This is a genomic window from Vibrio sp. KUL78, from assembly GCF_059725505.1.
On the sequence record NZ_AP045837.1, the window covers coordinates 2,959,814 to 2,979,773 of the forward strand.

Below are 19,960 nucleotides of genomic sequence, written 5' to 3' on the forward strand. Positions count from 1 at the left end.
GTTAAATTAAGCCCTTGGATGATGCTGGCTATGAATGTTCTTCAATCGCTCTGTTGCTACATGAGTATAAATTTGTGTCGTAGATAAGTCACTATGCCCCAATAACATCTGTACGACACGCAGATCTGCCCCATAGTTCAAAAGATGCGTCGCAAAAGCGTGTCGCAACACGTGAGGCGACAACAATTCGGTATCGATGTCCGCCAACACTGCATAGAACTTAATACGATGCCAGAAGGTTTGCCGGGTCATTTGTTTGGCGCGCTTGCTCGGAAAGACCACGTCTGACGTTTTCTCGCCAAGAAGTAACGGACGTCCTTTTTCAATAAACTCCGAGATCCAGTCCACGGCATTTTCCCCCATAGGGACCAAGCGCTCCTTGTTGCCCTTACCGACCACACGCACCACACCTTGTCTCAGACTGATGTTTTCCATGGTCAGACTGACTAACTCGGTGACACGAAGTCCCGTCGCGTAAAGAAGCTCTAGCATGGCTTTGTCGCGAAGCTCAATCGGGTCGTTAGGATCTGGCGACTCCAACAGAGCGGTAACTTGATCCTCGGTGAGGTCTTTAGGCAGACGCTTCGGGAGCTTCGGGCTAACCAATAGAGCGGTGGGATCATCGGAGCGAAGCTTTTCCCTATGAAGATATTGGAACAGGCGACGAATCGCAGACAGCATCCTAGCTCGTGAGCTTTGTTGGTAGTTCTGATCCGTCAGCCACGTTTGGTACTCCTGCAAGCCAGATAAGCTGATGAAATCCAACTTGTAGTTGTGTTCATGCATCCACTTCAATAACTTAACCAGGTCATTTCGATAAGATGCCAGGGTGTTTTCTGACAATCCTCGCTCCATCCACATGGAATCTAAGAATTGTTCCACTAGCCCCTGATCTTGGATATTCACGTCGCTCACGACTACCTCTTGGATGTTTATACAGTACTTTCAACAGAGTAAGCGAGAAAAAACAAGAATGCTATAAAAAACAGCAAGCAGATCAATAAGCGCTGCAAAGATGGGCGAATTCAGAGTAGAATCACTGCCACTCATTACAACAGCGACACAGTGAAGTTATGAAAATAGGTCTATTTTACGGTTCATCAACCTGCTACACCGAGATGGCGTCAGAAAAAATACGCGAGATCATTGGTCCAGATATCGTGGACATATTTAACGTAAAAGACACACCTATTTCCAAGATGAGCGACTACGATCTACTTATCTTAGGGATCTCTACATGGGATTTCGGCGAACTCCAAGAAGACTGGGGCGGGATATGGGATCAAATCGGTGGCGTGTCGCTAAGCGGCAAGGTCGTGGCATTGTTCGGCTTAGGCGATCAAGAAGGCTATGGCGAATGGTATCTGGATGCAATGGGAATGCTGCATGAAGAGCTTAAGCCAACAGGTGCGCAGTTCATTGGTTACTGGGATAACCAAGGCTACGAGTTCGAGGCTTCTAAAGCATTAACCGAAGATGGTAGCCAGTTTGTCGGTCTCGCTCTAGACGAGGACTCACAATATGAGCTGAGTGATGAGCGTATCGCCACTTGGTGCGAACAGATCCTCGTCGAGTATCAGCAAACGCTTTAAATTTGAATGACAAAAAAAACGGCGCCTATCAAGGCGCCGTTTTTATATTGATACATCGTAGATTAAGCTGCTTCTTGTTCTAGCTTTTCATCGTTACGACCTACAAAGCACATACAGATGATAGCGACAACCGTTGGCATTACCCAGCCCATACCAACGCTAAAGAGTGGCAATGCATTAAAGAATGACACATCAATACCCGTTACTTTTGCTGCATCAATCATAGCGAACGACAGAGACACAAGAATAACCACGCGGTATGCCAATTTCGGGTTTGCTAGGTACTTGCGAGCAAATGTCAATGCCACTAGGGCAATGGCAACCGGATAGAGTGCGAACAGTACTGGTACAGACAGAGAAATCAGCTGAGCCAGACCGATGTTGGCTACAACCGCACACGCCACACCAATGATAACGACCCATTTCTGATAGCTGATTGACGTTAGCGAGCTAAAGTAATCTGAACATGCCGAGATAAGACCAATCGCCGTCGTCAAACAAGCTAATAGTACAATAACAGACAGAACAATCTGACCATATGGACCAAACAGAGCCTGCACATACTGGCTTAAGATAGCGCCGCCATTATCCGCACCCGCAGCAACTGTTGCACTAGTTGCCCCTAGGTAGAACAAAGAGATATACACAAACGCAAGACCCGCAGCAGCGATAAGTGCAGAGCTGATAAGGTACTTAGTGGTCGCAGCTTGCTCAGTAATGCCTTTCTTGTGCAGCGCATCGACAATCAACATACCAAACATCAACGAACCAAACGTGTCCATTGTGTTGTAACCCTCAAGGAAACCTTTTGTCAGTGGCTGACTTAGGTACTCGCCAACCGGCGCAATCATCTCGCCTTGTGGGTCAATAAACACCGCCCCCGCCAAAACAATCAAACCGATAAACAATACCGGAGTTAACACCTTACCGATTACATCGATCAACTTACCCTGTGACCATGCAAATGACATCGCTACTGCAAAGAACAAGATTGAGAAAATGGTTAGGTGCATTTGCGCCGCATCAGCAAAGAATGGACGAATAGCCATTTCATAGGCCACAAGACCCGTACGCGGAGCTGCGAAAGCTGGACCAATGATAATAAAGATAAGGACAGCGATTAGAGTCGCTGCTTTCTTCGGCAGATCTTTCGTGAGGTGCTCCCAAGAGCCCCCAGCCACTGCAACAGCAATAATGGTAATAAGAGGAAGACCTACTGCAGTGAGAAGAAAGCCAGTCATGGCTGGTAGCAGGTTTTCACCCGCCAATTGACCCGCTAGAGGTGGGAAAATGATGTTGCCCGCGCCTAGGAAAAAAGCAAACAGCATAAAGCCGACTGCTATAATATCTGTTGTTTTTAACGTCTGTTTCACAGATATGCCCTTACTTGTTATGTTGTGTCTGCCGCAGCACTCTTAGTTACCACGTAAAATTAGGCGGGCATGATGAACAATCGATGATTAATAAGCAATAGAAGCGGTGATAAACACCACATTAATTTGTTGTTACAGTTAATTGGTAGTTTGATCCACTAGTTTTAAACTAAAAGGTAAATTTTTATCTTGATCATTTTCTCACACACATCGCTTACATACAGAGCATTTCACTACTCAATAATTTAACAATAGTGACAAACCCTTAAAAGCAAACGATTAACAAAATAAACTATGACTTGTAGCACGACAAAAACTAAAGGCTTTCAATTCAAGCAGTTCTCTATACACGATGGCAACTCAGGAATGCCTGTCAGTACTGATGGTGTTTTACTGGGGGTATGGGCAAGGTTTCATTCCTCTGACACCCTATTGGATATTGGTACCGGCACCGGACTATTGACCTTGATGCTCGCCCAGCGATTTATCGATTCAGTAATCACTGCTGTCGATATCGATGAGACTGCCATTGTCGATGCAACCTATAACATTCAGCAGTCACCATGGCACAAACGCATCACTGTGCTCCACTGCGATATATTGGCGCAACCATTTGAACACCGTTTCGATGGCATCATCTGCAATCCGCCGTACTTCAATAGCGGAGAGACCGCGAAAAATAGCCAGAGAGCAACCGCCAGACACACACATACCCTCTCCCATGAGCACTTGCTTGATCGTTGTGACAAGCTCCTCAGTAAAGAAGGAAGTGCGAGTTTTGTGCTACCTAAAGTCGAGGGGGAGCAATTCATCGCGCTTGCCCAGCACAAAGGCTGGCACTTGAATCGAATTTGCTATGTACAGGCAACCATCAACAAGCCATGTAACCGATTACTGTTTACGCTGAAAAAGCACTCTGAAGCCTGTGATGAAGAACGCCTCATTATTCACAGCGCATCTGGCGGATACTCAGAGGACTTTATTGCCCTAACCAAAGATTTTTACCTTAAAATGTAAGTGCGCCGCGCCTCGGTTTGAGTATAATAGCCGCCCTACTTTTTCCCTGTTCGATGTTTTTTTGCTCAGGGGCAACCTACGTCTTGTGGAGACACTACCGTGATCAGAACCTTTGCCGAACTAGATTTAGATCCAATCCTTTTAGAAGCGATTGAAGAAATGGGCTTTAGCCGCCCTACCGAGATCCAGGCTCAGGCTATTCCACAAGCATTGGATGCACGTGACATTCTCGCTTCAGCGCCAACAGGCACAGGTAAAACGGCCTCGTTTGCTATTCCTGCAATTCAATACTTGCTCGACTTTCCTCGTAAAAAAGCCGGCCCTGCACGTATTTTGATTCTGACTCCAACTCGTGAACTTGCGATGCAGGTAGCAGAGCAGGCAACAGCGCTGGCGAAATACACTCGACTTAAAGTCGCAACCATCACGGGCGGTGTTACCTATGACTCACACGCCTCCACACTTGCCGAGACTCAAGATATCGTCGTAGCGACGCCAGGTCGTTTGATGGAGTATATCGAGGCAGAGCGCTTTGATTGTCGTGCCATTGAGTGGTTAGTATTAGATGAAGCAGACCGCATGCTTGATCTAGGCTTTGGCCCAACAGTTGATCGACTATCAGCAGAATGTCGCTGGCGTAAACAAACACTGCTTTTCTCAGCGACGCTAGAGGGACGCGGTGTAGAAGGCTTTACAGCTGATCTTCTAAAAGAGCCTGCTGAACTCGAAGCACAGCCATCGACGCGTGAGCGCAAGAAGATCACCCAGTGGTATCACCGTGCCGATGACGCCGCACACAAGCTTAACCTGCTCAAACACATCCTGACCGAGCAAGCTCAGCGCACCATAGTCTTCGTCAAAACCCGTGAGCGCCTTGGTGAACTGCGCCAGCAACTCGATAGTGCTCAGATCCCATGTTCTTGGATCCAAGGTGAGATGCCGCAAGATCGCCGTAACAACGCCATCAGCCGTTTCCGCGATGGCAGTGTTAACGTACTGCTTGCAACCGACGTTGCTGCTCGCGGTATCGACCTGCCGGACGTGTCGCACGTGATCAACTACGACTTACCACGCAGTGCTGATATCTACCTGCATCGCATTGGTCGTACGGCTCGTGCGGGTAAGAAAGGCATCGCGATCTCTATCGTTGAAGCGCATGACCAGCCAATGATGGATCGTGTTGGTCGTTATACTAAAGAGACCATCAAAGAGCGCTTTATTGACGGCATGCGCCCAACGCATAAAAAGCCAGTCTTTAAAAAGAAAAAGCCGAAAAAAGACGATAAGAAAAAAGCGGTGAAGAAAAAGAAAGGCGCGAAAAAGAAATAATCGCCTCCAAATAGCAAAAGGGTGTCAGACCACGTCTGACACCCTTTTTTAATCAATGACCAAAGTCGTTATTGCTCTTCGCGCTTAAACACTAATTCGGTCGCCGTCGACTCTTCTTCTACAAAGTAGTAACCCGCCACATCAAACGCTGTGAGCTTCTCAATAGAATCAATACGGTTTTCGATAATATAGCGAGCCATCATGCCACGTGCTTTCTTCGCATAGAAGCTAATCACCTTGTATTGACCGTTTTTGCAGTCTTTAAATACTGGCGTAATCACCTTACCGTCAAGCTGCTTTGGCTTTACTGCCTTGAAATACTCGTTTGAGGCTAAGTTAACCAATACATTGTCGCCCTGCGCATTCAATGCATCATTAAGCTTGTTGGTAATGATGTCACCCCAGAATTGGTAGAGGTTGGTTCCGCGCTCATTAGCAAGCTTGGTTCCCATCTCAAGACGGTAAGGTTGCATTAAATCCAAAGGTTTGAGCAGGCCATACAAACCCGACAGCATTCTTAGGTGCTGCTGAGCATAGTCAAAATCGTCTTCCGACAAAGTCTCGGCTTCAAGTCCCGTATACACATCGCCCTTGAATGCCAAAATGGCTTGGCGAGCGTTATCGGTCGTGAAGGTTTCTGACCACTCCTCAAAGCGGGCGACGTTAAGCCCTGCGATCTTGTCACTCACCTTCATAAGTGCGGAGACATCGGCAGGCGTTAGTTTACGACACTCTTTAATCAGCTCTGCAGAATGCTCGATCAACTCAGGTTGAGTAAACCTTTCTGTCGCAAGTGGTGACTCGTAATCAAGGGTCTTAGCAGGTGAAACAACAATAAGCATGACTTTACTCTTTTAATATTGATTTGCTTCAGTATAAAAAAAGCCATGCACTTTCATCAACGAAATAGTGCATGGCTTAATCTATTTTTGAGATAGGTAAAAGCGATTACTTGTTCGCCGTTTCCTTATTGTTATCCCAAATACCTTCTTCAAGCTGAGATTTCAGCTCTGGGTAGTCATTCGCATCAAAGGTCGGAACCTTACCTGCTTTCAGCTGCTGATTGTAGTCTTTCGCCAGCTTAATCACGATGCCCGACAGCAAGATAATCGCTATCAAGTTGACAATCGCCATCAGACCCATCGACACATCGGCTAGCGCCCAAACCATTGGCAGCGTTGCCATCGAGCCGAACATCACCATACCCAGTACGATAATGCGGAACACACCAAGACCCGCTTTGTGGTTGTGCTCTAGGAAAATCAGGTTGGTTTCTGCGTAAGAGTAGTTAGCAATGATAGAGGTAAATGCGAAGAAGAAAATCGCAACCGCAACAAAGATGCCGCCCCAATCACCAACCTGAGAGCTCAGCGCTCGCTGGGTCAGCTCGATACCCGTCACCTCACCATGTGGTACATACTCGCCTGACATCAGGATAATCGCCACAGTTGCGGTACAGATAACAATGGTATCCGTGAATACGCCTAGCATCTGAACGTAGCCTTGAGATGCAGGGTGCGGCGGATATGGCGTTGCAGATGCTGCTGCGTTGGGCGCAGAACCCATACCCGCTTCGTTCGAGAATAGACCGCGCTTGATGCCTTGAATCATGGCTTGAGCAATTGCGTAACCTAGACCACCAGCCGCTGCTTCTTGCAGACCAAACGCACTCTTGAAGATGTAGGCAAGGACTTCAGGCACCTTCTCGATGTTCATAAACATCACTACGAAAGCTAGAACAAGGTAAGCCAAAGCCATCACAGGAACGATAAGCTCTGCCGTGCGAGCGATCTTACGTACACCACCAAAGATAACGAATGCAGAGATAAGTACAATCACCACACCGACAATCATTGGGTCAAAACCAAATGCTGTGTTCATCGCATTGGCGATAGCATTAGCTTGTACTGCGTTAAATACCAAACCAAAAGCGATGATTAGGAAGATAGAGAACAGCACGCCCATCCAGCGCATGCCCAGACCCTTTTCCATATAGTAAGCAGGACCACCACGGTAGTTACCATCATCGTCTTTGGTTTTGTATAGCTGTGCTAGGGTACTCTCGGCAAACGAGGTTGCCATACCGAGCATAGCAATTAGCCACATCCAGAAAATAGCGCCCGGACCACCAGCGGTCAGTGCGACCGCAACACCAGCCATATTACCAGTACCAACACGTGCAGCTAGGCTTGTACAAAGAGCTTGGAAAGAAGAGATGCCTGCTGTGTCAGCTTTGCGGCTGTTTTTCAGCACACTGAACATGTGACCGAAATGGCGGAACTGAATAAACCCAAGGCGTACTGTAAAGTAAATCCCCACACCTACGAGTAGATAAACCAGAATCGATCCCCAAAGTAGATCGTTCATTAAATTGATAACGTCTGTCACTTTAAACCTCACTTAAAGTTAGAGTCCGAGCTGCACTTCCAAGTGCGTCCTAAGTGCCATGGTTATCTCCATCCGTGAAGTTTTGTTAGTTTCTCTGTTTTTCACGGCAACTTAGCTTGTATTTCTTACCACTTGAGAACGGCATACAAGTCGGCGTATTTTTTGACGGGGCGGATTTTGCAGGCATGCCACGTAAAAATCAATACGCAATGATATGTATACATTTGTTATTTTTCACCATAAAATCACGAAAAGTTAACAGTTAGCAAAGCAATTAACTTTCAAAGCCGTTCCAAAACCATAACATTTCACCAACAACTAACAAGCATAGTCAGCGACAAGTCACTCTGCTGAGAAAACGCGAGCAAACCTTGTTACCACAACGGTTAGCGCTTATTTTACAAAACGGAATACTTTTTACTCACTCTCAGGCAATGAGAACGTTTCTCGTAGCACGAACTCTCCGCCCTACGGCTCCACTTGCACACGGTTTTAACAACATAGCACCACCAACTCTTTTTCGTTTTGTGATTCAAGCGGTTATTTTTTGCGCAACCGTTTGGCTCAAAAGTGTGAGATTGCGTTCAAAATGGCATAAAAGATTCATAATCACGAAACAAATGAGAAACATATCAAAGTTAGTCTGCGTAAGAATATGGTACTTAAAGGTCTCCGTAGGGAGAACAACAAAAGTAGAGGTAGCTTATGGACGGCTTTGAACTGGAAGACATTGCGGAAATGGATGCACCGAGAGCCCGCGCGGGTCGCTCGAAACCTGTCAAAAGAAAGTGGCGCGAAATTGAAGCCATAAAAGACAGACAGCGTCTGCAAAAAGAACTCAACGATATGGATATCGGTTTGGACTTTTCATTGGATGATGTAGACCTATAACCTATCCCACATTCACCATAGAATTTTCGGTAACGACGAGCCTGAAACGTCGCTGCTGATGACAACCAAAGCCCTCCTTAGCGAGGGTTTTGTCTTTTATACAGGTCATCTTTTTCTTACGTAAAAAAGAGAACTAATTGACGAAAGTCAAATGATAACTCATATCAATATCATTTACTCTGTATTTCTGCTCGCTATTGACCTACAATACGCCCTCGTTTCGAACGACAGCATCGCTTCGCTTTGGACATCACCCCAACACATTATCGGTACTTTCTAGTAACAGCAGAAGGCTATAGAAATGAACAAGACGGCTCTTCGTCTCACTTTATGCTCGCTACCATTGCTGACCATCAGCTATGTGACGAGCGCCAACGATCTTAATAGTGCTCGCAATGTCGAAGCACAAACCATCACACAGAGCGCGCAAAGCCAAGCTCGTATCAACAAAAGCAGCGATAAGGCATTCGAACTGAAGTCTGACATTGCCATGCTTGAGCAAGAAGTTGCCAACCTAGAAGTCTACGAGCGTCACCTGAAAGCCGTCGTTGGCAACCAAGAAGAAGAGATGGCGAGCATCAATGTTCAGCTCGAGCAAATCAGTGACACGCGCCAAGGCGTTGTGCCTTTGATGTATAAAATGCTTGAAGGACTTGAGCAGCACATTTCGAGCGACAAGCCAATTCGCCTAGATGTGCGCCTTGCAAGACTGGAAGAGCTTAAAGCACTGATGCCTCAAGCTGATGTCAGCGATGCAGAAAAATACCGTCGCATCCTTGAAGCCTACCAAATTGAAATGGATTACGGCATCAAGCTAGGCAGCTACCGTTCACTTATTAATGTAGGCAGTGAAATTGAAGCTGAGCAGTTGTACCTAGGCAGATTGTCACTGGTTGCTCGCAGCCTTGATAGAAACCAATACTGGACATGGGACAGCAATCAAAATAGTTGGGTGGTAGTTGACGCTGCGCTTGCTCCGCAAATCGATAAAGCCTTTGCGATTGCAAACAAACAAGCCTCTCCAGCTCTGATTGAGCTACCGGTTTCTCTACAGAAGGATCCAAGCTAATGCGTAACACAGTATTGATGGCCGCGCTGATCGCATTTGGCTTCTCTCAACCAAGTATTGCTGCCGACTCACTGACGTCGAAAGCACAAACTGCACAGCAACAAGAAAAAGCCCACAACAGCGAACGTGAAGCGAAGTTCAAACAAGAAGAACAAACGCTAGCGGCACGCAAAGCGGAGCTAGAAAGCCGTAAAGCGCAACTTGAAGCAAGCATTGAATCACTTAGCAATGCGTTTTCTGACAATGAGCGCACGCTGGCTGAGCAGCAAAAGAAACTGCACCTTGAAACCGGCAGCTTAGGTGAACTGTTCGGCGTCGTTCGCCAATCAGCGAAAGAACTTCAAGTTGAGCTAGAGCAATCTGTCGCTAATACCGAACAGCCTGAACAAATCAAAGCGATAGACGATATTGTTGCCGCTAAAAAAGCTTCCTTCAATTCAGGAGCTGACCGGTCTATGGAATGCTTACCAAGCGCAAATCGCCTCAAGCGCTACCTATGCTGACGTGAAAGTCCCATTTGTTAACGGCGCCGGTGAAATTACCACGATTAACGCCACCCGCTTAGGCAACTTTGCCCTGCTTTCAGAGCACGGTCCGGTTGCTTGGGATGGCAAACTTGCCAGTGATTTCCCTCGCTTACCGAAAGAAGTCCCGACTTCAGCGGATACAGCGGGCATAGTAACAGGTCAAGCACCTGCTGTTATCGACCCGAGTCGCGGCGATATTTACAAGCAACTTGCTGATAACCCAACACTTAGTGAGCGATTCGCTCACGGTGGTATCGTCGGAAAAATCATCGCAGGTCTGTTCGCGATTGGCATGATCATCGCTCTGTATCGTGCTGTAGTTCTTACTACGACAGAACAGAAAATCAAGAAACAGCTTAAGTCACCAGAAGCGCCAACCGACAACCCGTTAGGTCGCGTACTAGGTGTCTACAACAGCGAGAAACAACTGCACGTTGAAGCTCTTGAGCTAAGACTGCTTGAATCCATCATGGATGAGCAGCAGCACTTAGAACGCGGTTTGAGCATGCTAAAACTTCTCGCAGCCTTAGCACCTATGCTCGGTCTGCTAGGTACAGTAACCGGCATGATTGAAACCTTCCAGGTGATCACTCAGTTTGGTAATGCAGAGCCGAGAGTCATGGCAGGTGGCATCTCAATGGCATTGGTAACTACAGTACTGGGTCTAATCACGGCAATGCCGCTGCTACTTGCTCACAACCTGCTGAGCTCAAAAGCAGAAGCCATTCGCAACGTTCTTGAAAGACAGAGTGTCGGTCTGGTTGCACAGCAAGCTGAAGCGCAAACCACGGAGAGCAAGCAAGCGTATGCCGCATAACCTCTTCAGTTGGTTGCCAGGAAGCGAGCACCTAAACCAGTTTATGACGCAAGGTGGGCCAGTATTATGGTGGCTGGCCGCCGTAGTGTTTATATTTTGGGTGGTCGCGATTGAGCGCGTGATTTACTTTGCCAAGATATTCCCGTCAGAACGCAAGCTCTGGGTCAATCAATGGGCCGCGCGTCAAGATCACTACTCTTGGTATGCACAATCACAGCGTAATGCCATGCTCAGCGAGGCAGAAAACAAGCTCAAGCAAAACATAAACCTGCTGAAGTGCTTACTCAGCCTCTGCCCGATGCTAGGTCTGCTTGGTACCGTAACCGGCATGATCACTGTGTTTGATACGCTCGCGGCACAAGGCAGCGCGCAACCAAGACTCATGGCTGCAGGTATTTCAATGGCAACCATCCCTACTATGGCAGGTATGGTTGCAGCACTGTCAGGTATGCTTGCCTTTTCCCGTATTCAAAAATGGAGCAGCAAAAGCCTGCTTCAACTTGAGCAGTTGCTAAGAAGTGAACGCCAACATAGCCATGTTCACGCTAGCAAGGCTGCGGATGGAGACTCACAATGAGATTAGGTCACCGAAGAAAACAAAATGAAGAAGCCAATATCGATATGACGTCCATGCTGGATATCGTCTTTATCATGCTGATCTTCTTTATCGTAACAAGCTCATTTGTTCGTGAGTCGGGTGTTGATGTGAATCGCCCGCAAGCAAGTCACGCTGTGAGCCAGAAAGACGCGGGGATATTCGTTGCCATTACCTCTGCCAATGACATCTACATCGACAAACGTCGTGTGGATGTAGAACGTGTCCAAGCGACTATCGAGAAGCTACTACTCGAGCAGCCGAATGCCTCAATGGTGATTCAAGCTGACAAACACGCCTTCAACGGCACAGTCGTCGAGGTGATGGATAGCGCGAAAGGTGCAGGTGTCACTAAGATCGCCTTGGCTACGGAGAGTCCATAGATGATTCGAGTTCTTGCGAGCATACCGCTCGCAGCCGCGCTCGCGATTGCCCTATTCTCGTTTATGAGCTGGATGATCGATATTGGTCCCAAGTCCAAGCCAGATGAAAAGCCAAGGCTAAGCTATGACTTGGTCATGGTAGAACCCGACAGTGAAACCGCGAGACGCCAACGTACACTGCCTGAGCCACCAAAAATGCCATCGACACCGCCTTCCGCAGCTGTCGTAGAGCAAAGCTCGCAGGTATCCAGTGTACAAACGCCAAGCACGCCGCAGTTACCAAACATCTCGGTATCAACCTCGGTTGCTGGTGTTTCCTTGAATGCGCCGACCGTTCCTGACATTGGTCAGAACCAACAGGTCATGCCGCTACACCGTAAAGAGCCGCGTTATCCGCGTCGAGCTTTGCAGCGTAACATTCAAGGCTACGTCGTGATGTCATTTACTATCGATGAACGCGGTCGTCCAACGGATATTGAAGTGGTGGAAGCCAATCCGAAACGTATGTTTGAGCGTGAAGCTATGGTTGCTCTTAAGCAATGGAAATACCAGCCTATGGTGGTCAATGGCGAGGCGACGCCTCGTGTTGGTCAGACTGTGAAACTAGAGTTTAAGTTAAATCAATGAGTAAACGTTTATTGGCGCTCTCAGCCTTATTTCTTAGTGTGATAAGTGGCAGCGCATTCGCCAACCAAGAGCTCGGCATGCGAACTGCGGCTCAGGTATCTAAAGCGTATGAATTAGAGCAAGAAGAGAAACTTGGCGAGGCAATCACCTTGCTTGAAGGTTTGCAGCCAAACGCAAGCTTCGACCGTGCTTATGTTGCTCGTATGCTGGGTATTTATTACTGGCAGGCGGAGCAACCGAGCAAAGCCATCACTCAGCTACAAATCGCCGTCGACACCAAAGCCTTTAAAGACGAACAAGGCTGGCAAACAGAGCGTATGCTTGCCGAGCTTATGCTCTCCGAAGATATGCCAGAAAAGGCGTTAGTTCATTTTGACAACCTCACTAAGACAGCCAAGAGCTACGAAAAGCTATCGACAGAGCAGATAACGGGAGTATGGTTAAACAAAGCTCGCGCTCACTACCTGCTCCAACAGTGGAGCTCGTTGCTTGCAGCAATTAAGCACTACCATCAGCTGGACAACACACCGAAACTGCAACCACTGAGTCTACAGCTCACCGCAGAAATGCAGTTGAATCATCTAAAGAGTGCAATCCTAACCACCCAGAAGTTACTCGCGCTACAGCCTGATAACCTGATGTGGTGGCAGCAACTAAGCTCTCTCTACATGCAGACTAAACAGTACAAGCTGGCGCTTGCAACACTTGTATCGGCAGAGCGCGCAGGCATTGAAATACCTGACAACCTGCAACTGAGCAAGGCACAGCTTTATTCTCACCAAGGTATCCCTGAAAAAGCCGCTCAGGCCTATTCAAATCTTCAGGTAAAAGAGACGGACATCGATACGATTATCAAACAGGCGAGACATTGGCAGATGGCGCGTGAGTGGTCAAACGCGCAAACAGCTTGGCTCGCCGCGGCTAGACTCAATGCCAAATACTACGAAGAAGTGTCTCGTCTTGAATTACAACAAGGGGATTTTAAGCAAGCTTTGAGCTCACTAGCAAAAGTTCAGGGCATGCCTGAACAGGAAAGATTACTCTTAGAAGCGCGAGCCTATGTGGGCTTGAAAGACTACGAGAAAGCGACCGAGGTTGCCGAACAGGCACACAGAGTCAAGCCAACAACGCAGAGTGCAGATTGGCTGCAATACCTACAACAGATGAGCCAAGCTCACTAATGGTGGCCAAAATTAGTCGCTAATCGCACCTTACGATGCTTGATTCCCTCTTTATGAGGGAATCGTCGTTTTTAGAGCAGCTAAACACTCTCGAATTCGTTTTGTCTTACTCGCTGAGCCAGCTGTTTATATCGGTCTGCAATCGTCTCACCAAACACGGGATCATCTTCCACTATCGTCCACTGACTCTCTACTGCTTGCCAATCATGAGTGGTAAATCGCTTCTCTATCAAAGGCAAAACAGACTGCTCTTCAAGGTCTAAATGCCGCTTCTGATCTTGAATAAACTCTGACAGCCTGCCAATAAACAGTTCTTGAGGTACCACCGCATCGTGCAGAATCATCTCGACAATATCGAGAAACGAATGGGTCTTGGCCGATAAAGCTTGATGGTCTGACTCTAAGTTATCGATCTGCTCCTGCGAGCCATACTTTTCGATAAAGTAATGATAAAGAATGTCTTCTTTCGGGTGGTGGATTTTTTCAGAGTGATTTGCGAGGTAATCAACGATCTCTTTGATCACCCCATAATTGATAGGTTGCTCTTTTTCAAGTAAGTGCAATTTTCGATTTAAAATCGCGAGCAATCGCACCATATAGCCGTGCTCGCGCCTAATCCTTTCGATCATCATAATCCTGCTCCCAATTTCCATACTCTTTATAAGTGTATAAGAGAATCAGGCATCGTGTTTTGATGGTGCTCGAAAAATCGTCAACTTAAAGATAATGCTAGTCGAGTACTGGCTGCCAATTGATAGCGGGCTTACCAAGCTCTTCTAGCAATTGGTTCGTCTTGGAAAAATGACCACAGCCAAAGAAACCTCGACGCGCCGACAGCGGCGATGGATGCGGCGCCGTCAATACATGATGTCTTTGACGATCGATCATCGATCCTTTCTTTTGAGCATGCGCACCCCAAAGCAAGAATATGATGTTCTCACTGTTTTGATTTAGCGCTTCAATCACTCTGTCGGTGAAGGTTTCCCAACCCAACTTGGCGTGAGAGTGTGCCTGCCCCTGCTCGACCGTGAGCACAGTGTTTAGAAGCAGTACGCCCTGGTCGGCCCAGCTTTTGAGATAACCATGCCCTGGGATCTCGAACTCAGGAATATCTTGAGCGAGTTCCTTGTAAATATTGACGAGCGACGGCGGCGTCTTCACACCCGGAAGGACCGAGAAACAGAGACCATGCGCCTGATTGGGACCGTGATAAGGATCTTGACCAAGAATCACCACATTCACATCGGCAAATTCAGTAAATTGAAATGCATTGAACACATCGCTTGCTGGTGGGTAGATGATTTTACCCGCTTCGCGCTGCTGTTCCACAAACTCAAGGGTTTGTTGAAGGTATGCTTGCTGTTTCTCTTTACCGATGACGTCTTGCCAGGTGAGTGTTGTCATTATCGTCCCCAAGATGGTGAAATCTGGGGCGTAGTCTATCACTCAATGGAGGGTCACCACTACTGTCATTTGGCTTTACGCCACGCACCTTTGACGTGTTTTTTAAACGTCGGTGCTGTTATCTAGTTCGTCAGTTTATCAATGATGCTGATTCTTCATCTGCGGCGTTCGGTAGTGCCCGTGACAATGAATATGACGGTTAGGACTTGGATAACGTGATGAACGTGTTGTACTTGGTCTTGGAGCAGCTGGACGAGTCATATGGCACCTACCTTATAAAGTCACAGAATTATGCAACATGCATGTAATTCATTATGAAAGAAAGATGCCAAAATGCTTAATAGAACAGCAAAAAAAGATCAATTAATTGCAAACAGTCTCAGTTGCTGGATCTCATCAGCCCAGATTTCAGGCTCTATTGTCTCTAAAATCAATGGGATAGAGTCAAATCTAGGATCTTTTGCGATATACTCAAAACAGTCCCATCCAATCTCACCTTTCCCAAGCGATTGATGGCGATCGACCTTACCTGCTAAAGGTATCTTTGAGTCGTTTAGGTGCATAGCCCTTAAATAGTGCATACCCACAACACGATCGAACTCAGCAAACGTCGCCTCACACGCCTCTTTAGTTCTAAGGTCATATCCCGCCGTAAACGTGTGGCACGTATCAATGCAGACACCAACCCGAGACTTATCTTCTACCTTATTGATAATGTGTGCGAGATGTTCAAAGCGCCAACCTAGGTTTGTCCCCTGCCCCGCCGTATTCTCAATCACGGCAATCACCTCAGGTACCGCTTGGTGTGCAAGATTGATCGATTCTGCAATCCTGTCCAGACACTCTTGTTCAGAGATCTTCTTCAAGTGACTACCTGGGTGGAAGTTCAATAAGGTCAGCCCGAGCTGATGACAGCGTTCCATTTCATCAATAAACGCGGCGCGTGACTTTTCAAGTTTCTCTTGCTCTGGTGCGCCTAGGTTTATCAAATAAGAGTCATGCGGAAGAATTTGTTCCGCTCGGAAGCCGTATTTTCGACATTCCGCTTTAAAGTTTTGAATCACTTTTTCATCCAGTGGCTTTGCCACCCACTGACGTTGATTCTTGGTAAAAAGCGCAAAGGCATTGGCCCCAATGTCACTTGCTCTTTGTGGCACATTATCCACACCACCCGCTGCCGAAACATGCGCTCCAATAAATTTTTTCATGTCGTTTGATACCCGATCGAGATCACATTTTTAGAACTGTTATTTAGCGATCTTATACTTTCAGTTTGAGCTATGGAAACCCTTGATTTTAGGTATAGCGATGAATAAATAAACTCATTTTGTAGTTTTATTACAACAAAATGAGCATTCAAATAAATTTTAAATATTAAAATATCATTTTAAAGCACCATTTTTAAAGGTTTAGTTGACCTTAATCAAAAATTTAACCATGAAGTTTTTAATGTTTTTTGTTGTGTTTTGATCTAAATCAATACTAAAATACCCACAACGAGTTATACATAAGCCAGCTCAACAAAATTTGAAAATTAACACCATATAAATGCCACTCTGAAAGTGGATTAGGAGATAGTGATGATTCAAGGTATCCAAATTACTAAAGCAGCAAACGACGATCTACTAAACTCAATCTGGTTGATCGACGGCGAGAAAAACGAAGCACGTTGTGTTGCAGCAAACGCTGGTTTTGAAGCTGACCAAGTTATCGCAGTTAGCGATCTAGGTGAGTACGAAAGCCGTGAAGTTGCTATCGAAGCTGCTCCAAAGATCGAAGGCGGTCAGCACCTAAACGTGAACGTTCTTAAGCGCGAAACTCTAGAAGACGCAGTAGCTCACCCAGAGAACTACCCACAGCTAACAATCCGTGTTTCTGGTTACGCAGTGCGTTTCAACTCACTAACGCCAGAACAGCAACGTGACGTTATCGCTCGTACCTTTACTGAGTCTCTATAATTAGAGACGCTAAGTAAACAGATACTAAAAAACAGACGCACAAGCGTCTGTTTTTTTATGCCTGTAGATCGGCAATCAACCGATACAAAAAAACCTCCCGAAGGAGGTTTTTGATGCGCATTGAATAAACACTGTAGTCTGTACTGTGTCATCCCTGCGCAGGCAGGGATCTTCTCAAAGCGCCCTCACAGTATTGAAGATTACTTCAATGTAACGCGAGCAAACTTACGTTTACCCACTTGGTAAACCGCTTGGCCTGCTGCTGGTACTAGCTTAGTATCTTCAACCTTCTCGCCATCGATCTTCACCGCACCTTGGCGGACCATGCGCATAGCATCAGACGTTGAGCTCACAAGACCCGCTTCTTTTAGTAGGTTACCGATTGGAAGACCTGCATCGAATTCGAACTCAGGCATCTCTTCTGGCATCGCGCCTTTTTGGAAACGGTTGATGAACTCTTTTTCCGCCGCATCAGCATCTGCTTCTGAGTGGAAACGAGCAATGATTTCTTTCGCCAGCAAGATCTTAACGTCACGAGGGTTTGCACCACCTTCAACGTCTGCCTTAAACTGCGCAATCTCGCCTAGTGGACGGAATGAAAGCAGCTCGTAGTAGCTCCACATCAAATCATCAGAGATAGACATGATCTTACCGAACATTTCTGATGGCGCTTCACTTACACCGATGTAGTTGTGAGCAGACTTAGACATCTTCTTCACGCCGTCTAGACCAACTAGTAGTGGCATAGTAAGCACAACTTGTGGTTTTTGACCGTGCGACTTTTGCAGTTCACGACCCATAAGTAGGTTGAACTTCTGGTCTGTACCACCAAGCTCTACATCCGTCTCCATCGCGACTGAGTCGTAACCTTGAAGCAGTGGATACATAAATTCGTGGATTGCGATTGGCTGGTTGTTGCCGTAACGCTTTTTAAAGTCATCACGCTCAAGCATACGAGCAACTGTTTGGTTTGCAGCAAGACGAATCATGCCTTCAGCGCCAAGCTCAGATAGCCACTCAGAGTTAAATGCAATCTTAGTTTTTGCAGGATCTAGGATTTTAAATACCTGCTCTTTATACGTTTCTGCGTTACGCAGTACGTCTTCACGAGTTAGCGGTGGGCGAGTCGTGTTTTTACCCGTTGGGTCGCCAACCATACCGGTGAAGTCACCGATCAGGAACGTCACGTCGTGGCCTAGGTCTTGGAATGCACGTAGTTTGTTCAAAATTACGGTATGGCCTAGGTGAATATCTGGCGCAGTTGGATCGGCACCCAGTTTAATGCGAAGAGGACGGTTCTCTTTTAGCTTCGCAATCAGTTCTTCTTCTGGAATTAGCTCGTCAACACCGCGTTTGATTTCAGCCAACGCTGCTTCAAGGTTCGCCATTCTTGTTCACTCCCACAGATTTGGCAAAAATATAATAGTTGGACATCTTACTTGAATAGCGATGTTTTTTGAAACCAGTTAGACTATTTGGTTTAGGAAATTTCAAAATAATGTTGAATTAAACGCTCATGGTCTCTGTTTTTAAGCGCTTGCCTTGGCTCCATCGCGCGCTCATCGCCTTTTTTAGTGCCATTATCGTCGTTGCACTGTTTCTGCCAGATATCTCAGAGCTGGATGATAGAAACGACCGACTCGAAATTGGCAAGCACTACGCGCTCTCCATTGATAGCGATGCATTCCCAATTGGTAATGCTGCACCGCCGACCGTGGTGTTAAAGTGGGAAGAGCATACCGTTCGCTCCGGTGAGAGTGCGGCAATTCTATTTCAACGTCTTGGACTCTCTCCTCGCCTGCTTCACGATCTTATCTATACCAATGATGATATTAAGCAGCAGCTTTCGCGTTTGCGCCCCGGTGACAAGCTGACCTTTGGTTTTGACGAAAACAGCGACTTCGTGCAATTAAAGCGCCGTATCAATGACTATGAGACCTTCAAGGTCACCAAAACCGAGAAAGGCTTTACCTCTAGCTGGGACAAAAAACAGGTCGACTACCAATACAACTATGCGCAAGCGGAGATCAGCTCAAACTTCTGGAACGCCGGAATCGGCGCAGGATTGACCGCCAACCAAATCATGGAGCTTGCGGGTATTTTTGGTTGGGATATCGACTTTGCGTTAGATATCCGCTCTGGCGACTACTTTAAACTACTGTATCAAGAGAAAGTCGTCGAAGGCGAAGTGATTGGCCGCGGCAAGATCATCGCCGCTATCTTTAAAAACCAAAATGACACGTTTACCGCCATCTTTGATGACAAAACAGGTAACTATTACGACGAGAACGGTCGAGCGATGAAAAAGGCGTTCTTGCGAGCACCACTCGACTTTAGGCGTGTAACGTCAAACTTCAATCCGAACCGTCGCCACCCAGTCACAGGTAAAGTTCGAGCTCACCGAGGCACCGATTATGCTGCTCCAGTTGGTACACCGATCTGGGCAGCAGGCGATGGTACGGTAATCAAATCTAGCTATAACCAGTTCAATGGTAATTATGTGTTTATCAAACACAGTAACACCTTTATTACCAAGTACTTGCACCTACAGAAACGTAAGGTAAAAACCGGGCAGCGTGTAAAGCAAGGACAGACTGTAGGAACACTTGGGGGCACAGGTCGAGTGACCGGCCCTCACCTCCATTATGAATTCTTGGTTAATGGCGTTCATAAGAATCCAAGAACGGTCAAGCTTCCACAATCTAAGTCTTTAACAGGCAAAGCGAAGCAAACCTTCTTAGCCAATGCGCAGAACCGCCTCAATACTTTAGACCGATACAGCGAACTGCTTTACGCCAACAACTAAAAA

At 46.8% G+C, this 19,960-nt stretch carries 19 protein-coding genes and 1 pseudogene; 12 read left to right on the top strand and 8 right to left on the bottom strand.

The features are described 5' to 3' along the window. Window positions 1–6: 6 nt before the first annotated feature. Entirely contained in the window at window positions 7–861 is an 855-nt protein-coding gene (gene xerD, locus AC6I8Y_RS13800; RefSeq protein WP_498021518.1) for a site-specific tyrosine recombinase XerD, read from the bottom strand. A 212-nt stretch (window positions 862–1,073) separates the two neighbouring features. On the opposite strand from xerD, the gene fldB reads away from it, so the two are divergent. Then, window positions 1,074–1,592 carry a flavodoxin FldB gene (fldB, locus tag AC6I8Y_RS13805; RefSeq protein ID WP_234495224.1) on the top strand — a complete coding sequence of 173 codons (519 nt, stop codon included), beginning with the start codon at window positions 1,074–1,076 and terminating at the stop codon, window positions 1,590–1,592. A 62-nt stretch (window positions 1,593–1,654) separates the two neighbouring features. Here fldB and brnQ read toward each other — a convergent pair whose 3' ends face one another. Continuing rightward, window positions 1,655–2,965: a branched-chain amino acid transport system II carrier protein gene (gene brnQ / locus AC6I8Y_RS13810; protein ID WP_498020366.1), complete on the bottom strand. Its 1,311-nt coding sequence runs from the start codon at window positions 2,963–2,965 to the stop codon at window positions 1,655–1,657. A gap of 294 nt (window positions 2,966–3,259) precedes the next feature. On the opposite strand from brnQ, the gene AC6I8Y_RS13815 reads away from it, so the two are divergent. Continuing rightward, a complete protein-coding gene (locus AC6I8Y_RS13815; RefSeq protein WP_498020367.1) occupies window positions 3,260–3,982 on the top strand; it encodes a tRNA1(Val) (adenine(37)-N6)-methyltransferase in 723 nt (240 codons plus the stop codon). A 99-nt stretch (window positions 3,983–4,081) separates the two neighbouring features. Further along, entirely contained in the window at window positions 4,082–5,311 is a 1,230-nt protein-coding gene (gene srmB, locus AC6I8Y_RS13820; protein WP_446567784.1) for an ATP-dependent RNA helicase SrmB, read from the top strand. A gap of 68 nt (window positions 5,312–5,379) precedes the next feature. Here srmB and yaaA read toward each other — a convergent pair whose 3' ends face one another. Together yaaA and AC6I8Y_RS13830 are read right to left on the bottom strand one after the other, a co-directional pair. Next, window positions 5,380–6,153 (bottom strand): peroxide stress protein YaaA, encoded by a 774-nt coding sequence (gene yaaA / locus AC6I8Y_RS13825; RefSeq protein WP_042473517.1) that lies wholly within the window; start codon window positions 6,151–6,153, stop codon window positions 5,380–5,382. A 106-nt stretch (window positions 6,154–6,259) separates the two neighbouring features. Further along, on the bottom strand, window positions 6,260–7,699 hold the full coding sequence (locus tag AC6I8Y_RS13830) for an alanine/glycine:cation symporter family protein (RefSeq protein ID WP_394150820.1): 1,440 nt from the start codon (window positions 7,697–7,699) through the stop codon (window positions 6,260–6,262). A 705-nt stretch (window positions 7,700–8,404) separates the two neighbouring features. On the opposite strand from AC6I8Y_RS13830, the gene AC6I8Y_RS13835 reads away from it, so the two are divergent. The 7 genes and pseudogenes from AC6I8Y_RS13835 to AC6I8Y_RS13865 all read left to right on the top strand — a co-directional run bounded on the left by AC6I8Y_RS13835 (window position 8,405) and on the right by AC6I8Y_RS13865 (window position 13,789). Next, window positions 8,405–8,590: a DUF3545 family protein gene (locus AC6I8Y_RS13835; protein ID WP_234495219.1), complete on the top strand. Its 186-nt coding sequence runs from the start codon at window positions 8,405–8,407 to the stop codon at window positions 8,588–8,590. A gap of 301 nt (window positions 8,591–8,891) precedes the next feature. Next, complete coding sequence (locus AC6I8Y_RS13840) at window positions 8,892–9,659, top strand: DUF3450 domain-containing protein (RefSeq protein WP_498020368.1); 768 nt, start codon at window positions 8,892–8,894, stop codon at window positions 9,657–9,659. Beyond that, window positions 9,659–11,003, top strand: a pseudogene (locus AC6I8Y_RS13845) (MotA/TolQ/ExbB proton channel family protein). The gene AC6I8Y_RS13840 and the pseudogene AC6I8Y_RS13845 overlap by 1 nt, the downstream one beginning before the upstream one ends. Continuing rightward, the gene (locus AC6I8Y_RS13850) at window positions 10,993–11,580 is read left to right on the top strand and encodes a MotA/TolQ/ExbB proton channel family protein (protein ID WP_252012421.1); all 588 of its coding nucleotides are present in this window, start codon (window positions 10,993–10,995) and stop codon (window positions 11,578–11,580) included. The pseudogene AC6I8Y_RS13845 and the gene AC6I8Y_RS13850 overlap by 11 nt, the downstream one beginning before the upstream one ends. Beyond that, window positions 11,577–11,981 carry an ExbD/TolR family protein gene (locus AC6I8Y_RS13855; protein ID WP_042473501.1) on the top strand — a complete coding sequence of 135 codons (405 nt, stop codon included), beginning with the start codon at window positions 11,577–11,579 and terminating at the stop codon, window positions 11,979–11,981. Before AC6I8Y_RS13850 ends, AC6I8Y_RS13855 begins: the two co-directional genes overlap by 4 nt. Beyond that, entirely contained in the window at window positions 11,982–12,608 is a 627-nt protein-coding gene (locus AC6I8Y_RS13860; protein ID WP_128648266.1) for an energy transducer TonB, read from the top strand. Continuing rightward, window positions 12,605–13,789 (top strand): tetratricopeptide repeat protein, encoded by a 1,185-nt coding sequence (locus tag AC6I8Y_RS13865; protein WP_498020369.1) that lies wholly within the window; start codon window positions 12,605–12,607, stop codon window positions 13,787–13,789. The genes AC6I8Y_RS13860 and AC6I8Y_RS13865 overlap by 4 nt, the downstream gene beginning before the upstream one ends. Before the next feature lie 80 nt (window positions 13,790–13,869). Here the strand turns inward: AC6I8Y_RS13865 and AC6I8Y_RS13870 are convergent, their stop codons facing one another. The 3 genes from AC6I8Y_RS13870 to nfo all read right to left on the bottom strand — a co-directional run bounded on the left by AC6I8Y_RS13870 (window position 13,870) and on the right by nfo (window position 16,401). Next, window positions 13,870–14,421, bottom strand: a complete 552-nt coding sequence (locus tag AC6I8Y_RS13870) for a hemerythrin domain-containing protein (protein WP_234495214.1) — start codon at window positions 14,419–14,421, stop codon at window positions 13,870–13,872. A 97-nt stretch (window positions 14,422–14,518) separates the two neighbouring features. Further along, window positions 14,519–15,196 carry a uracil-DNA glycosylase gene (gene ung / locus AC6I8Y_RS13875; protein WP_498021519.1) on the bottom strand — a complete coding sequence of 226 codons (678 nt, stop codon included), beginning with the start codon at window positions 15,194–15,196 and terminating at the stop codon, window positions 14,519–14,521. 356 nt (window positions 15,197–15,552) lie between these two features. Further along, complete coding sequence (nfo, locus tag AC6I8Y_RS13880) at window positions 15,553–16,401, bottom strand: deoxyribonuclease IV (protein ID WP_394150826.1); 849 nt, start codon at window positions 16,399–16,401, stop codon at window positions 15,553–15,555. 372 nt (window positions 16,402–16,773) lie between these two features. On the opposite strand from nfo, the gene grcA reads away from it, so the two are divergent. Next, the gene (gene grcA / locus AC6I8Y_RS13885; protein WP_042473492.1) at window positions 16,774–17,151 is read left to right on the top strand and encodes an autonomous glycyl radical cofactor GrcA; all 378 of its coding nucleotides are present in this window, start codon (window positions 16,774–16,776) and stop codon (window positions 17,149–17,151) included. A gap of 200 nt (window positions 17,152–17,351) precedes the next feature. Here grcA and tyrS read toward each other — a convergent pair whose 3' ends face one another. Next, the gene (gene tyrS, locus AC6I8Y_RS13890) at window positions 17,352–18,539 is read right to left on the bottom strand and encodes a tyrosine--tRNA ligase (protein WP_446567774.1); all 1,188 of its coding nucleotides are present in this window, start codon (window positions 18,537–18,539) and stop codon (window positions 17,352–17,354) included. 128 nt (window positions 18,540–18,667) lie between these two features. Here tyrS and shyC point away from each other — a divergent pair, with 128 nt between their 5' ends. Then, window positions 18,668–19,957 (top strand): peptidoglycan DD-endopeptidase ShyC, encoded by a 1,290-nt coding sequence (gene shyC, locus AC6I8Y_RS13895; RefSeq protein ID WP_498020370.1) that lies wholly within the window; start codon window positions 18,668–18,670, stop codon window positions 19,955–19,957. The last annotated feature ends 3 nt before the right edge of the window (window positions 19,958–19,960 follow it).